This window comes from Paraburkholderia sp. RL17-383-BIF-A, assembly GCF_046028015.1.
Lineage (GTDB): Bacteria > Pseudomonadota > Gammaproteobacteria > Burkholderiales > Burkholderiaceae > Paraburkholderia.
Genome location: NZ_JARESR010000003.1, coordinates 97,718 through 111,091, shown reverse-complemented (window position 1 = coordinate 111,091; position 13,374 = coordinate 97,718). Strand labels below are relative to the sequence as shown.

Genomic DNA, 13,374 nt, shown 5'->3' with positions numbered 1-13,374 from the left:
AACCCGGCACCCACGGCACGTCAGCATGGCATGCCGCGTGTGCCGTGCAGTTGCCTGTCCCCGTCGTACCGCTCGTACCGCCCATACCGCTCTTCCAGCGCGTACAGTTCGTACAGCGCCAACTACGGCTGCCAACGCGCCGGCTCGGCGCACCAGCCCACGCTCCCCTCGTCACCCACCGCCCGCACCGTGAACCGTTCGCGTTCGCCACGCGAGGCGACTGTTCGCGCCTGAACGGCGTTCTCCATCATGCGCACCCCCACTTCCCGACGCCGTCGTCCGCATATCGCAGGTGGCCGTCCGGTCTGGCTGTTCGATCTCGACAACACGCTGCACCACGCGTCGCACGCGATCTTTCCGGCGATCAATCAGGGCATGACGCAGTACATCATCGACGCCTTGCAAGTGGACATCGACGAAGCAAACCGGCTGCGCACCGGCTACACGCAGCGTTACGGCGCGGCGCTGCTCGGCCTCACGCGCCACCATCCGCTCGATCCGAACGACTTCCTGAAGGTCGTCCACACCTTCCCCGATCTCGGCTCGATGATCCGTCATGAACGCGGTGTCGCGCGCCTCGTGGCCGCGCTGCCGGGCCGCAAGATCGTGCTGACCAACGCGCCCGAAGCCTATGCGCGCGCGGTGCTGGCCGAACTGCGCATCGAGCGCCTGTTCGAACAGGTGATCGCCATCGAACACATGCGCGATCGCCGCCACTGGCGCGCCAAACCCGACCACGCAATGCTGCGCAAAGCCATGCGCGACGCTCACGTGTCGCTCAAGGATGTGATCCTCGTCGAAGACACGCGCTCGCATCTGAAAAACTACCGGCGTCTCGGCATCCGCACGGTGTGGATCACCGGCCATCTGCCGCGCAAGCCACACGCGGACGGCGTGCCGACGCGCCTGCCGGGCACCGGCCGGCCGCACTATGTCGACCGGAGCATTCGTTCGTTAAAATCGCTACGACTGAGCACCCGCTCGGTTCGATTGAAGAGACAGCAGACGGGACGACAGCCATGCAGCCGATCGACAAGCCTGACGAAGTCTTAGCCGAACACGAACCGACCGCCACGCTCGCCGCCCCGCGCGCGCCGCGCCTGAAACCGGGCGAGCGCCGCGTGCACATCCTCCAGACGCTCGCCGAGATGCTGGAAGCGCCCAAGAGCGAAAAGATCACCACCGCGGCGCTGGCAGCACGGCTCGGCGTATCGGAAGCCGCGCTGTACCGGCATTTCGCCAGCAAGGCGCAAATGTTCGAAGGGCTTATCGAGTTCATCGAGCAAACCATCTTCGGGCTGATCAACCAGATTGCCGACAAGGAAAGCAATGGCGTGCTGCAGGCGCGCTCGATCGCGTTGATGCTGCTCAACTTTCCCGCGAAGAACCCAGGCATGACGCGCGTGCTGACCTGCGAGGCGCTGGTCGGCGAACATGAACGGCTGACCGAGCGAGTGAATCAGATGCTGGAACGCGTCGAGGTGTCGCTGAAACAATGTCTGCGCCTCGCGCAAATGGAGGCCAACACTGGCGCGAGTTCGGGCGACAACGCCAGCGAGCAGCACGCCGCCGCCCCGCTGCCCGCCGGGTACGATCCCGCGATCCGCGCGAGTCTGCTGCTGAGCTATATCATCGGCCGCTGGCACCGTTATGTGCGTAGCGGCTTCGCGCGGCCGCCCGCCGAACAGGCCGACGCGCAATTGCTGCTGATTCTTCAGTAGTCCGCGCAGCATGCGCCCGCGACGTTGCCGCGCGAAAATTTCCGCTATACTTTGCGCCTGACTGCGGCGCCTCGAACCATCAAGGACCGCTGTCCGCAACACCCCGAACACCTGCTTTGACAACCTGTTACGCGCCGATTTGCTGACTCGATTGCGGGCGCGCGAACTGCCGGGAATGACTCCCGCGGTTCACTATAAATGCGGCTAAAGAGGTCGTCAGCCGCGCACACAGTCATAGTCCCCGTGCTTCGCCGACGCCATCTAGCCGCCCTGTTTTGTTAAATGGCGGAATGAATGGAATCGATCGGTATCGTCGCTCCCCAAAAAATGCATTTCACCGAGCCGCTGCAGTTGCAGAACGGCAGCTCGCTGGCCGGTTACGACCTGATGGTCGAGACCTACGGCACGCTCAACGCCGCGCGTAGCAATGCGGTGCTGGTGTGCCACGCGCTCAACGCCTCGCACCACGTGGCGGGCGTGTACGCCGACAATCCCAAGGACATCGGCTGGTGGGACAACATGGTCGGCCCGGGCAAGCCGCTCGACACCGACAAGTTTTTCGTGATCGGCGTGAACAACCTGGGATCGTGCTTTGGCTCGACCGGGCCGATGAGTATCGATCCGGCCACCGGCAATCCGTACGGCGCGACGTTTCCCGTCGTGACGGTGGAAGACTGGGTCAACGCCCAGGCGCGCGTCGCGGATCAATTTGGAATTACGCGCTTCGCGGCGGTGATGGGCGGCAGCCTCGGCGGCATGCAGGCGCTCGCGTGGAGCATGATGTATCCGGAGCGCGTCGCGCATTGCATCGTGGTGGCGTCCACGCCGAAGCTGTCGGCGCAGAACATCGCCTTCAACGAGGTCGCGCGCTCGGCGATCCTGTCGGACCCGGACTTCCACGGCGGCAACTACTACGCGCACAACGTGAAGCCCAAGCGCGGCTTGCGCGTCGCGCGCATGATCGGCCACATCACTTATCTGTCGGACGACGACATGGCCGAGAAATTCGGCCGCTCGCTGCGTCGCGCGGAAGGCGCGCTGGATGCATACAACTTCAACTTCGACGTGGAGTTCGAGGTGGAGTCGTACCTGCGTTATCAGGGCGACAAGTTCGCCGACTACTTCGACGCGAACACGTACCTGCTGATCACCCGCGCGCTCGACTATTTCGATCCGGCCAAGGCCTTCGACGGTGATCTGACGAAGGCGGTCGCGCACACCACGGCGAAATATCTGATCGCCAGCTTCACGACCGACTGGCGGTTCGCGCCGGCCCGCTCGCGCGAACTGGTGAAGGCGCTACTCGATCACAAGCGCACGGTCACCTACGCGGAAATCGACGCGCCGCACGGCCACGACGCCTTCCTGCTCGACGACGCGCGCTATCACAACCTGATGCGTGCCTACTACGAACGTATTGCGAACGAGGTGAACGCATGAACCAGCGAGCTCTCGATTATCTGGCGCTGCGCCCGGACTTCCGCGCGATCGCCCGCTGGGTCGAACCGCGCGCCACAGTGCTGGATCTGGGCTGCGGCGACGGCTCGCTGCTCTCGCTCCTGACCGAAGAACTGGACGTGCTGGGCTACGGCATCGAAATCAACGACGCGGGCGTGCTGGCGTCGACGCAAAACGGCGTCAACGTGATCCAGCAGAATCTGGAAGACGGCCTGCGCCTGTTCGAAGACGGCAGTTTCGATTTCGCGATTCTGTCGCAGACGCTGCAAACCATTCACCAGACGGCCGCGATCCTGCGCGAGACCGTGCGGGTCGGCAAGGAATGCATCGTGTCGTTCCCGAACTTCGGCTACTGGGCGCATCGGCTCTCGGTGCTGCGGGGCCGCATGCCGGTGTCGAAGTCGCTGCCTTATCAATGGCACAACACGCCGAACGTGCGCGTGCTGACCATCAAGGATTTCGAGGCGCTCGCGCCGGAAGTGGGCATCGAGATTCTCGACCGGGTCGTGCTCCACGAGGGCCAGGTCGTGCGTTGGGGCGTGAACTGGCGTGGTAGTCTTGCGGTCTATCGCGTCAAGAAAAGCTAACGCAAGTTATCCACATGTCGAACCCGCCGCACGAGGCGCCTGCACTTACCGCTCACGAAGAACACCCCGGCTGGCGCGCGTTCCTGAATACGCGCATGCTGATCTGCGTCTTTCTCGGCTTTACGTCGGGATTGCCGCTGTTCACGCTCGTCTATCTGGTGCAGGCGTGGTTACGCTCAGAAGGCGTCAATCTGAAAGAGATCGGCCTCTTTGCGCTGATCCAGTTCCCGTACACCTGGAAATTTATCTGGGCCCCGCTAATGGACCGCTATGTCCCGCGTTTTCCGGGCTGGCGTCCCGGCAGACGGCGCGGCTGGATGCTGGTCACGCAGATTCTGGTGGCCGGCGCGATCGGAACGTTGGGATTCGTATCGCCGAAAGACTCGATCTGGACGGTGGCGGCGTTGACGGCGCTGGTCGCGTTCTTCGGCGCGAGTCAGGACATCGTGATCGACGCCTACCGGCGCGAGTTGCTGAGCGACACGCAGCAGGGGCTCGGCAATGCGGTGCATGTGAACGCCTACAAGATCGCGGCGCTCGTGCCCGGTTCGCTCGCGTTGATCCTGTCCGACCATTTGCCGTGGAGCACCGTTTTTATCGTCACCGCCGCGTTCATGCTGCCCGGCATGGTGATGACATTGGTAGTGCGCGAGCCCGAGGTGCACGGCACGCCGCCCAAGAACCTGCGCGACGCGATCGTGCAGCCGTTCAAGGAATTCATTCAGCGCGACGGCTGGCGTGGCGCGCTGTTCGTGCTCGGCTTCATCTTTCTGTACAAGCTCGGCGACACGATGGCGACCACGCTGTCCACATCGTTCTTTCTCGACATCGGTTTTTCGCGCACGCAGATCGGCGTGATCGCGAAGACCACCGCATTCGGCGCGAGTCTGGCGGGCGGGATCGCCGGCGGAATCTGGCTGATGAAAATCGGCATAGGCCGGGGCTTGTGGATCTTCGGCATCCTGCAGATGGTGTCCACGCTCGGGTTCGCGTGGCTCGCGCATCTCGGGCCGGCTTCGCCCGGTCTCGCGGCGATTTACGACATCGCCGTCTGGCTGAGCCAGGGCACGACGAAGCTGCTTGCGCTGGTGGGCATCGATTGGGCCGTACAGCTCGAACCGCGCTCCGTTGCGCTAGCGCTCGTCTACGGCTTCGAAACCTTCGCCACCGGCCTGACGATGGCGGCTTTCACCGCCTATATCGCCAGCACCACCGATCCCCGCTACACGGCCACCCAGTTCGCGCTCTTCACGAGCCTCGCTTCCGTGCCGCGCACGCTGGCCTCAGCGGCAAGCGGTTATGTGGTCGCGCAGATCGGCTGGTTCGATTACTTCATCGTTTGCACCGCGCTGGCGTTGCCCGGCATGGTGCTTCTGCTGCGTATCGCGCCGTGGAGGACGCGGTCGTGAAGGCGCTTCTCCCGAAGGCCGTACTGCGCCCGATTACATCCCGGCGTCCTGCGCGCAACGCGAGACGCGCGGCTCTGCACGCGGTGTGGTCGCTCGGCTGTGTGAGCCTGACGTTGGCCGCGCCCTTGAGCGCCTACGCGACCGCCATGCCGGCCACTGCTACCAGCACGGCCGCACCCGCAGCGGCGCCCGCACCCGCCACGTCGGCCGCGCCAACAGCGAAGGCCGCAGCGGCCGCCGCGAGCACGGAAAGCGCGACATCGGCGGTGCAAGGCACGACCAACGCCGGCAGCGCCGTGGGCGCCGGCAGTGCGCCCGCCATTGCCACACCGCCCTCGGCGGCGCCGTCGACGCCATCGCCGCCGGCTCCGGTCACGGCGAGGACGCCGGCGCCGTCCGCAGCCGCCAAAGCGCCCGCCGGCACATCAATGCCTGCCGCGGCGTCCGCACCGTACAGTCCGACGAACACGCAGCTGCGCTACGGCGGCTATCTGGTGTTCCGCAACCTGATTCCTTCGCCGATGCTCGAGGCGCAAGCCGCCGAAGAGTTCAACCAGATCGCCTACGGCGCCGAGCACGCGAACCGGCTGTATGGCGACGCGGACGCGCACGTCACGCGCGTGCGCTCGATCGTCGACAAGCTGATCCCGTACTCGCTGAAATGGAACGAGCGGGCCAAGAACTGGAAGTGGGATGTGGCGGTGGTGCGCTCGCCCGATATCCGCATGTACTGTCTGCCGGGCGGCAAGATCGTCGTGTATGGCGGGCTGCTCGACCGCGCGCGTTTGAACGACAACGAACTCGGCATGCTGATCGGCCACGAGATCGCGCACGCGCTGCGCGAACATGCGCGCGAGCGGCTCGGCCAACTGCAGGCGAGCCAGCTCGACTCGTCGGGTACGATCCCGCAACTGTTCGGACTCGCCGACCTCGGTGCGGCGCCGCTCGGCATCGGCTCGCGCCTCCTGGAAATGAAATACGAGAATACCGATGAAACCGAAGCCGACGTGATCGGCAGTGATATCGCGTCGCGCGCCGGCTTCGATCCGCGCGCGGCGGTCACGCTCTGGGACAAGCTCGCGCAAGCCACGCGCAGCAATCGCGATCAGGGCTTCATCTACGTGCATCCGTACACGCCGGCGCGCCGCCAGGACATCATCAAACGTCTGCCCGACATGCTGCCGCTCTACGCGAAAGCGATCGGCAAAACGGTGGATGCGCTGCCGGACTACGGCGGCATGGGCCGCCCGCGCCGCACACCGGCCCGCAACTGAGCGGCGTGGGCTGAGCGCGGCGCGGCTCTTGTCCGTCGAAGCGCGCCCCTGCAGGAAGGCTACTTTGGCCTCGCCTTCTGCCAGAACGCGGGCCCTGCTTACTTCTTCACCTTGTGGTCGTAATCGACCGTCAACGGCGCATGGTCGCTGAACTTGATATCGCGAAACACGTCAGTGCGTTTCGCCTTGCTCGCGATACCTTGCGTCGCGATCTGATAATCGATCCGCCACCCGACGTTCTTCGCATACGCCTGACCGCGATTGCTCCACCACGTGTACTGCTCCGGCCGCTGGTCGAGCGTGCGGAACACGTCGACGTAACCCACTTCGTCGAACAGTTTGGTGAGCCATGCGCGCTCTTCCGGCAGGCAACCCGAGTTCTTCTGATTGCTCTTCCAGTTCTTGATGTCGATTTCCTTGTGGACGATGTTCACGTCGCCGCACACGATCACTTCGCGCTCCTGAGCCAGTTCCGCGAGATGCGGCATGAACTCGTCCATGAAACGGTATTTGGCCTGCTGGCGTTCGTCGCCGCTCGAGCCCGACGGCACGTACACCGAAATCACCGACAGCTTGCCGAAACGCAGTTCGACATAGCGCCCTTCCGGGTCGAACTCCTCGCTGCCGAAGCCGATTACCACTTCGTCCGGTTCGTGACGCGTATACACGCCCGCGCCGCTATACCCCTTCTTCACGGCGTGCTGGAAATAGCCGGTGAAGTTGTGCGGCGCCATGAATTCCGGCGTCATGTCGTCTTGCGAGCATTTGATTTCCTGCACGCACAGCACGTCGGCTTTCTGTTCGCCGAACCAGTCGAAGAAGCCCTTCTTCGCCGCTGAACGGATGCCGTTCAGGTTGGCGGTAATCACACGCAACATGTCGTTCCTTATATGGTCGATTCGTTTCTGAAGCAAAGGGGCACGCTCACGCGATCTTGATGCCCTTCAGCGATTCTTTGGCAGGCGGAAATTCGAGCTTCAGCGTCTCGAATGCGCGCAACAGCAACTCAGCCACCATCACATTGCGATGCGTCTTCGAGTCCGCCGGAATCACGTACCACGGCGCGTATTCGGTCGATGTCGCGGCGAGCGCCTCGCCATAGGCCACCTGATACTTGTCCCACTGCTTGCGCGCTTCGAGATCGGCGACGTCGAATTTCCAATGCTTGGTCGAATCGTCGATACGCGCCTGCAAACGCACACGCTGCTCTTCTTTCGAAATGTGCAGCATGCACTTGATGATGGTCGTGCCGCTATCTGCCAGCAATGCTTCGAACTGGCGGATGTGGCGGCAGCGTTGCGCGAAGGCTGGCGCGTCCAGGTTGCCGAGCACCGTGGGCACCAGCAGATCTTCGTAATGACTGCGGTTGAAGATCGTCAGTTCGCCCGCCGCAGGCGCTTGCGCATGCACGCGCCAGAGAAAGTCGTGCGCGAGTTCGACGGGCGTCGGCGCCTTGAACGGCACGATGCGCAAACCCAGCGGATCGACGTCGTGAAACACCGCGCGGATCGTGCCGTCCTTGCCGCTCGTGTCCATGCCCTGCAGCACCAGCAGGACGCGGCGCGTCTGCTGCGCATGCAGGCGCTCCTGCTGGGAGTCGAGCTTCTCGCCGATCTCCAGGAGGCGGGCTTTGTCGGCGTCTTTCGAACCGGCCGAAAAGGGTTTTGCAGCCGGATCGAAACCGTCGAGCGAGAATTTGTTTTTCTTCTTGCCGTCGTCGAAATACGGCACGCGGAAGTCGTCGAGTTCAGGTTGCCTGGCCATCCACACACTCCGTGATCTGCGTTTAAACGGTCCCGCAAATGAAACGGGCCGCTGCCCCACTTTCGTTTCCGGCAACAGCCCGCGGTGGCCAAAGCGCGAACGCTTAGGCCGTGCTTTTTTAACTCAGCTTCAACTCAGGACAGCTTCTTCTTGAGCAGTTCGTTTACCTGCGCCGGATTCGCCTTGCCCTTGGTCGCTTTCATTGCCTGACCGATCAGCGCGTTGAACGCCTTCTCCTTGCCGGCGCGGAATTCCTCGACCGACTTCTGATTCGCAGCGAGCACTTCGTCGATGATCGCTTCGAGCGCGCCGGTATCCGAAATCTGCTTCAGGCCCTTCGCTTCGATGATGCGATCGGCAGCGGCTTCGTCGGTGGCTTTCTCTTCCCAGATCGCGAGGAAAATTTCCTTGGCGATCTTGTTGGAGATCGTGCCGTCGGCGATACGTTGCAGCAGCAATGCGAGTTGCGCTGACGACACCGGGCTTGCTGCAAAGTCGAGGCCTTCGCGATTCAACTGCGACGACACTTCACCCATCAGCCAGTTAGCCGCAGCCTTCGCATTGGACGGGCCGACTTTGCTCACCACCGCTTCGTAGTACGCCGCCATCGCCTTGCTCGAGGTCAGCACGTTGGCGTCGTAAGGCGTCAAACCGTATTGCGTGACGAAGCGTTGCTGAATCGCGACCGGCAGTTCCGGCATCTCGCTCTTTACGCGCTCGACCCACGCCGCGTCGATCACGAGCGGCATCAGATCCGGATCGGGGAAATAGCGGTAATCGTGCGCGTCTTCCTTACTGCGCATGGAACGCGTTTCGCGCTTGTCCGGATCGTATAGACGCGTTTCCTGCACCACCGTGCCGCCGTCTTCGATCAGTTCGATCTGACGGCGCACTTCGTACTGGATCGCTTCTTCTAGGAAGCGGAACGAGTTCAGGTTCTTGATCTCGGCGCGCGTGCCGAATTCGGCCTGACCGACCGGGCGCACTGACACGTTCGCGTCGCAACGGAACGAGCCTTCCTGCATGTTGCCGTCGCAGATGCCGAGCCACGTGACGAGCGTATGCAGCGTCTTGGCGTAGGCGACCGCTTCCGCCGCGCTGCGCATTTCCGGCTCGGTGACGATTTCGAGCAGCGGCGTGCCGGCCCTATTCAGGTCGATGCCGGTCATGCCCGCGAAGTCTTCGTGCAGCGACTTGCCCGCGTCTTCTTCGAGGTGGGCGCGCGTGAGGTTGACGACCTTCTCGTACGCTTCCTTACCCGCCTTTTCATTGGCCGGCACCTGAATCGTCACCTGGCCGCCTTGCACGACGGGGATTTCGTACTGGCTGATCTGATAGCCCTTCGGCAGATCGGGGTAGAAATAATTCTTGCGCGCGAAGATGCTGCGCGGCGCCACCGTCGCGCCGATCGCGAGACCGAACTGGATAGCGCGCTCCACAGCGCCGCGGTTCATTACCGGCAACGTGCCCGGCAAGGCCAGATCGACGGGGCACGCTTGCGTGTTCGGCGCAGCGCCGAATTGCGTCGAGGCGCCAGAAAAAATCTTCGACTGGGTCGACAGTTGCGCGTGGGTCTCCAGACCGATCACGACTTCCCATTGCTTGGTCATGGTGCTCACACTCCTGCCGGTGCCTGACGGTGCCACTCGGTCGCGCGCTGGAACGCGTCGGCCACCTGCAGCATCCGGGCTTCATTGAAATAGTTGCCGATGATCTGCAAACCAACCGGACGCTGCGCATTCGCGCCCGCGCCGAAGCCGCACGGCACGCTCATGCCCGGCAAACCGGCGAGGCTCACCGACAGCGTGTAGATGTCGGCCAGATACATCTGCACCGGATCGTCGCCCTTCGCGCCCAGATCCCATGCCACTGAAGGCGCGACCGGTCCCATGATCACGTCGCACTGCTTGAACGCTTCCTGGAAGTCCTGCGCGATGATGCGGCGGATCTTCTGCGCTTGCAGGTAGTACGCGTCGTAATAGCCATGCGACAGCACGTAGGCGCCGACCAGAATGCGGCGCTTCACTTCCGGACCGAAACCTTCGGCGCGCGACTTCTTGTACATGTCGAGGAGATCGCGATACTCCGCGGCGCGATGGCCGAAACGCACGCCGTCGAAACGCGACAGGTTCGACGAAGCTTCCGCCGGCGCGATCACGTAGTACACCGGGATCGACAACTCGGTTTTCGGCAGCGAGACCTCGACCAGCGTGGCGCCGAGCGCTTCGTATTGCTTGAGCGCGGCGTCGATCGAGGCGCGCACGTCGTCGGCGAGACCGGCGCCGAAATACTCTTTCGGCAGGCCGATGCGCAGGCCGGCGAGCGGCTTGCCCGCACCGTCTTCTTTCCACGGCTTGCCGAGGTAGCGCGTGTAGTCTTCGTCGTCACGCACGAGGCTGGTCGAATCGCGCTCGTCGAAACCCGCCATGGCGTTGAGCAGCGTGGCGCAATCGGCGGCGCTTTGCGCCATCGGACCGCCCTGATCCAGCGACGAGGCGAACGCGATCATGCCGTAACGCGACACGCGGCCATACGTCGGCTTGATGCCCGTGATGCCGGAGAACGACGCCGGCTGACGGATCGAGCCGCCGGTGTCCGTGCCGGTCGCGGCGGGCGCGAGGCGCGCAGCCACGGCCGCGGCCGAGCCGCCCGACGAACCACCCGGCACAGCCTTGACGTCCCAAGGATTCTGCACGGGACCAAAGTACGAATTCTCGTTGGACGAGCCCATCGCGAACTCGTCCATATTGGTCTTGCCCACGCACACCATGCCGGCGTTCTGCAGACGCGCGACCACGGTCGCGTCGAACGGGCTCTCGTAGTTCGACAGCATTTTCGAGCCGGCCGTGGAGCGCCAGCCCTTGGTGACGAACACGTCCTTGTGCGCGATCGGCAGGCCGACCAGCGGACCGGCGTGGCCGGTATGAAGCAGCGCGTCCGCGGCTTTTGCCTGCGCGAGCGTCAGATCGGGGTCGACCTGGATGAATGCGTTCAGGCTGTTGGCCGCGTCGATCCGCTTCAGATAGAGCTGCGCCAGTTCGACTGCGGAGCATTCCTTGGCCGTCAATGCGGCGCGCAGTTCGGTCAAACTTTTTTCATGCATTGCGTTTTATCCTGAAGAGCGCGGCAGCGCAGTCACGCTGCCGTGGAGGCATTCGGCTGCCCGCCGGCAAGCCGAGCCGAGAAAGCCGGCGACGACGGTCGTGCGAGCACCGGGGCCACGAGTCGATATGCCGCAAGCCGGCATATCGGCAGCCGCCTGGCGCGCACGCCGCGCCAAGCTCGCAAAGCGGGTGTTACTCGATCACCTTGGGCACGAGGTACAGGCCTTCCTGCACGGCCGGCGCCGGGCGCTGGAAAGCTTCGCGGTCGACCGTTTCGGTCACCGCGTCGTCGCGCAAACGCAGCGCGACGTCTTCGATCTGCTCGATCGGGTGGGCAAGCGGGGCGATGCCGGTGGTATCGACCGCCTGCATCTGCTCGACGAGGCCGAAAAAATCGTTGAGCTGAACGAGCGTGTGCTCAGCGTCGGCGTCGGCCAGTTCGAGCCGCGCAAGATGCGCGATACGTTTTACATCGGTCAGGGTCAGAGCCATGCAGTCACCGGAAAATGTGGTGGACCGCCGCAGCACGCCAAAAAACAGCGCTGCGACAGCGAGTTACGACGCTGGAGGAAGCCCTCGAAAAAGGGGCCAGCGGCGGCAAAAAGTGCCGTCCGTTTCCTTCAAAACATCCAAAATTATAAGGTATCATTACGCGTTCGACCCAAACCCGGACCGACTTACCAAGGCCTTTCTGAACTATTCCCCAAGATCGTTCGGATTTTTCTGACCTGGCTTTGCACCGGCCTCCGGTAGACTCCCTCGCAGCTTCAAGTTCCTGTGGCGCCGCTTCCGCCCGGTTGAAGCTGTTATTTTTTCCGCTGCCGCCCTGCGCATACGTTGCGAGGCCCGGCCCCAAGCGAGACAGGATTTTGAATGTTCGGTTTTTTGCGCAGCTACTTCTCCAACGATCTGGCCATTGACCTCGGCACGGCCAACACGCTCATCTACATGCGTGGCAAGGGTATCGTTCTTGATGAACCGTCGGTGGTCTCGATCCGCCAGGAAGGCGGTCCCAACGGCAAGAAAACTATCCAGGCAGTCGGCAAGGAAGCCAAGCAGATGCTCGGCAAGGTGCCGGGCAACATCGAGGCGATCCGCCCCATGAAAGACGGCGTGATCGCCGACTTCACCGTCACCGAGCAGATGATCAAGCAGTTCATCAAAACTGCTCACGAATCGCGCATGTTCTCGCCGTCGCCGCGCATCATCATCTGCGTGCCCTGTGGTTCGACCCAGGTCGAACGCCGCGCGATCAAGGAAGCCGCGCACGGTGCGGGCGCTTCGCAGGTCTACCTCATTGAAGAACCCATGGCTGCTGCGATCGGCGCCGGCCTGCCGGTGTCGGAAGCCACCGGTTCGATGGTCGTCGACATCGGCGGCGGCACGACCGAAGTCGGCGTGATCTCGCTCGGCGGCATCGTGTACAAAGGCTCGGTGCGCGTGGGCGGCGACAAGTTCGACGAAGCCATCGTCAACTACATCCGCCGCAACTACGGCATGCTGATCGGCGAGCAAACCGCCGAAGCCATCAAGAAGGAAATCGGCTCCGCCTTCCCGGGTTCCGAAGTCAAGGAAATGGAAGTGAAGGGCCGTAATCTGTCGGAAGGCATTCCGCGCAGCTTCACGATCTCCAGCAACGAAATTCTCGAAGCCCTCACCGATCCGCTGAACCAGATCGTGTCGTCGGTAAAGATCGCGCTCGAACAAACGCCGCCGGAACTGGGCGCCGACATCGCCGAGCGCGGCATGATGCTCACGGGCGGTGGCGCATTGCTGCGCGATCTGGACCGCCTGCTCGCCGAAGAAACCGGCCTGCCGGTGCTCGTCGCCGAAGACCCGCTGACCTGCGTTGTGCGCGGCTCGGGCATGGCGCTCGAACGCATGGACAAGCTGGGCAGCATCTTCTCGTACGAGTAAGCGAGCCCGTCTCCATGTCAGTAGCGCGGATCTGGCAAACGGCCCCTTGCGGGCCGGTTTGCCGTTGGCTGGACCTGCCAGCCTCCGCTCGCTGAACGCGCGTTCCTCGCGCGCCGCCGTCTCACCCAACCGCTCACGCC

12 protein-coding genes are annotated in these 13,374 nt (G+C 63.3%); 7 read left to right on the top strand and 5 right to left on the bottom strand.

The features are described from left to right. The first annotated feature begins 249 nt into the window (after nt 1-249). From P0D71_RS04565 to P0D71_RS04540, 6 genes are all read left to right on the top strand, one after another. Nucleotides 250-1,053 carry a pyrimidine 5'-nucleotidase gene (locus tag P0D71_RS04565; protein WP_408298389.1) on the top strand — a complete coding sequence of 268 codons (804 nt, stop codon included), beginning with the start codon at nt 250-252 and terminating at the stop codon, nt 1,051-1,053. Continuing rightward, nucleotides 1,020-1,721, top strand: a complete 702-nt coding sequence (gene slmA / locus P0D71_RS04560; RefSeq protein WP_408479355.1) for a nucleoid occlusion factor SlmA — start codon at nt 1,020-1,022, stop codon at nt 1,719-1,721. Before P0D71_RS04565 ends, slmA begins: the two co-directional genes overlap by 34 nt. 294 nt (nt 1,722-2,015) lie before the next feature. After that, nucleotides 2,016-3,161, top strand: a complete 1,146-nt coding sequence (metX, locus tag P0D71_RS04555) for a homoserine O-succinyltransferase MetX (RefSeq protein WP_408479354.1) — start codon at nt 2,016-2,018, stop codon at nt 3,159-3,161. Beyond that, nucleotides 3,158-3,766 (top strand): methionine biosynthesis protein MetW, encoded by a 609-nt coding sequence (gene metW / locus P0D71_RS04550; protein WP_007179691.1) that lies wholly within the window; start codon nt 3,158-3,160, stop codon nt 3,764-3,766. The genes metX and metW overlap by 4 nt, the downstream gene beginning before the upstream one ends. A 14-nt stretch (nt 3,767-3,780) precedes the next feature. After that, the gene (locus P0D71_RS04545; RefSeq protein ID WP_408479353.1) at nt 3,781-5,175 is read left to right on the top strand and encodes an AmpG family muropeptide MFS transporter; all 1,395 of its coding nucleotides are present in this window, start codon (nt 3,781-3,783) and stop codon (nt 5,173-5,175) included. Then, complete coding sequence (locus tag P0D71_RS04540) at nt 5,172-6,449, top strand: M48 family metallopeptidase (RefSeq protein WP_408479352.1); 1,278 nt, start codon at nt 5,172-5,174, stop codon at nt 6,447-6,449. Before P0D71_RS04545 ends, P0D71_RS04540 begins: the two co-directional genes overlap by 4 nt. Nucleotides 6,450-6,547: 98 nt before the next feature. Here P0D71_RS04540 and P0D71_RS04535 read toward each other — a convergent pair whose 3' ends face one another. The 5 genes from P0D71_RS04535 to gatC form a co-directional block, all read right to left on the bottom strand. Continuing rightward, nucleotides 6,548-7,327, bottom strand: a complete 780-nt coding sequence (locus P0D71_RS04535) for an exodeoxyribonuclease III (protein WP_091797249.1) — start codon at nt 7,325-7,327, stop codon at nt 6,548-6,550. 46 nt (nt 7,328-7,373) lie between these two features. After that, nucleotides 7,374-8,213, bottom strand: a complete 840-nt coding sequence (locus P0D71_RS04530) for a PPK2 family polyphosphate kinase (protein WP_091797252.1) — start codon at nt 8,211-8,213, stop codon at nt 7,374-7,376. Between the two features lie 134 nt (nt 8,214-8,347). Beyond that, nucleotides 8,348-9,823 carry an Asp-tRNA(Asn)/Glu-tRNA(Gln) amidotransferase subunit GatB gene (gatB, locus tag P0D71_RS04525; protein WP_408479351.1) on the bottom strand — a complete coding sequence of 492 codons (1,476 nt, stop codon included), beginning with the start codon at nt 9,821-9,823 and terminating at the stop codon, nt 8,348-8,350. A gap of 5 nt (nt 9,824-9,828) precedes the next feature. Further along, on the bottom strand, nt 9,829-11,316 hold the full coding sequence (gatA, locus tag P0D71_RS04520; protein ID WP_408298380.1) for an Asp-tRNA(Asn)/Glu-tRNA(Gln) amidotransferase subunit GatA: 1,488 nt from the start codon (nt 11,314-11,316) through the stop codon (nt 9,829-9,831). 193 nt (nt 11,317-11,509) lie between these two features. Further along, entirely contained in the window at nt 11,510-11,809 is a 300-nt protein-coding gene (gene gatC / locus P0D71_RS04515) for an Asp-tRNA(Asn)/Glu-tRNA(Gln) amidotransferase subunit GatC (protein WP_091797263.1), read from the bottom strand. Between the two features lie 381 nt (nt 11,810-12,190). On the opposite strand from gatC, the gene P0D71_RS04510 reads away from it, so the two are divergent. Next, the gene (locus P0D71_RS04510) at nt 12,191-13,234 is read left to right on the top strand and encodes a rod shape-determining protein (protein ID WP_004189550.1); all 1,044 of its coding nucleotides are present in this window, start codon (nt 12,191-12,193) and stop codon (nt 13,232-13,234) included. Nucleotides 13,235-13,374: the final 140 nt, after the last annotated feature.

Excerpts from the sequence above, each read along its gene's own strand:
- P0D71_RS04565 (WP_408298389.1), top strand. The coding sequence starts at position 250 with ATGCGCACCCCCACTTCCCGACGCCGTCGTCCGCATATCGCAGGTGGC.
- slmA (WP_408479355.1), top strand. The coding sequence starts at position 1,020 with ATGCAGCCGATCGACAAGCCTGACGAAGTCTTAGCCGAACACGAACCG.
- metX (WP_408479354.1), top strand. The coding sequence starts at position 2,016 with ATGGAATCGATCGGTATCGTCGCTCCCCAAAAAATGCATTTCACCGAG.
- metW (WP_007179691.1), top strand. The coding sequence starts at position 3,158 with ATGAACCAGCGAGCTCTCGATTATCTGGCGCTGCGCCCGGACTTCCGC.
- P0D71_RS04545 (WP_408479353.1), top strand. The coding sequence starts at position 3,781 with ATGTCGAACCCGCCGCACGAGGCGCCTGCACTTACCGCTCACGAAGAA.
- P0D71_RS04535 (WP_091797249.1), bottom strand. The coding sequence starts at position 7,327 with ATGTTGCGTGTGATTACCGCCAACCTGAACGGCATCCGTTCAGCGGCG.
- P0D71_RS04530 (WP_091797252.1), bottom strand. The coding sequence starts at position 8,213 with ATGGCCAGGCAACCTGAACTCGACGACTTCCGCGTGCCGTATTTCGAC.
- gatB (WP_408479351.1), bottom strand. The coding sequence starts at position 9,823 with ATGACCAAGCAATGGGAAGTCGTGATCGGTCTGGAGACCCACGCGCAA.
- gatA (WP_408298380.1), bottom strand. The coding sequence starts at position 11,316 with ATGCATGAAAAAAGTTTGACCGAACTGCGCGCCGCATTGACGGCCAAG.
- gatC (WP_091797263.1), bottom strand. The coding sequence starts at position 11,809 with ATGGCTCTGACCCTGACCGATGTAAAACGTATCGCGCATCTTGCGCGG.
- P0D71_RS04510 (WP_004189550.1), top strand. The coding sequence starts at position 12,191 with ATGTTCGGTTTTTTGCGCAGCTACTTCTCCAACGATCTGGCCATTGAC.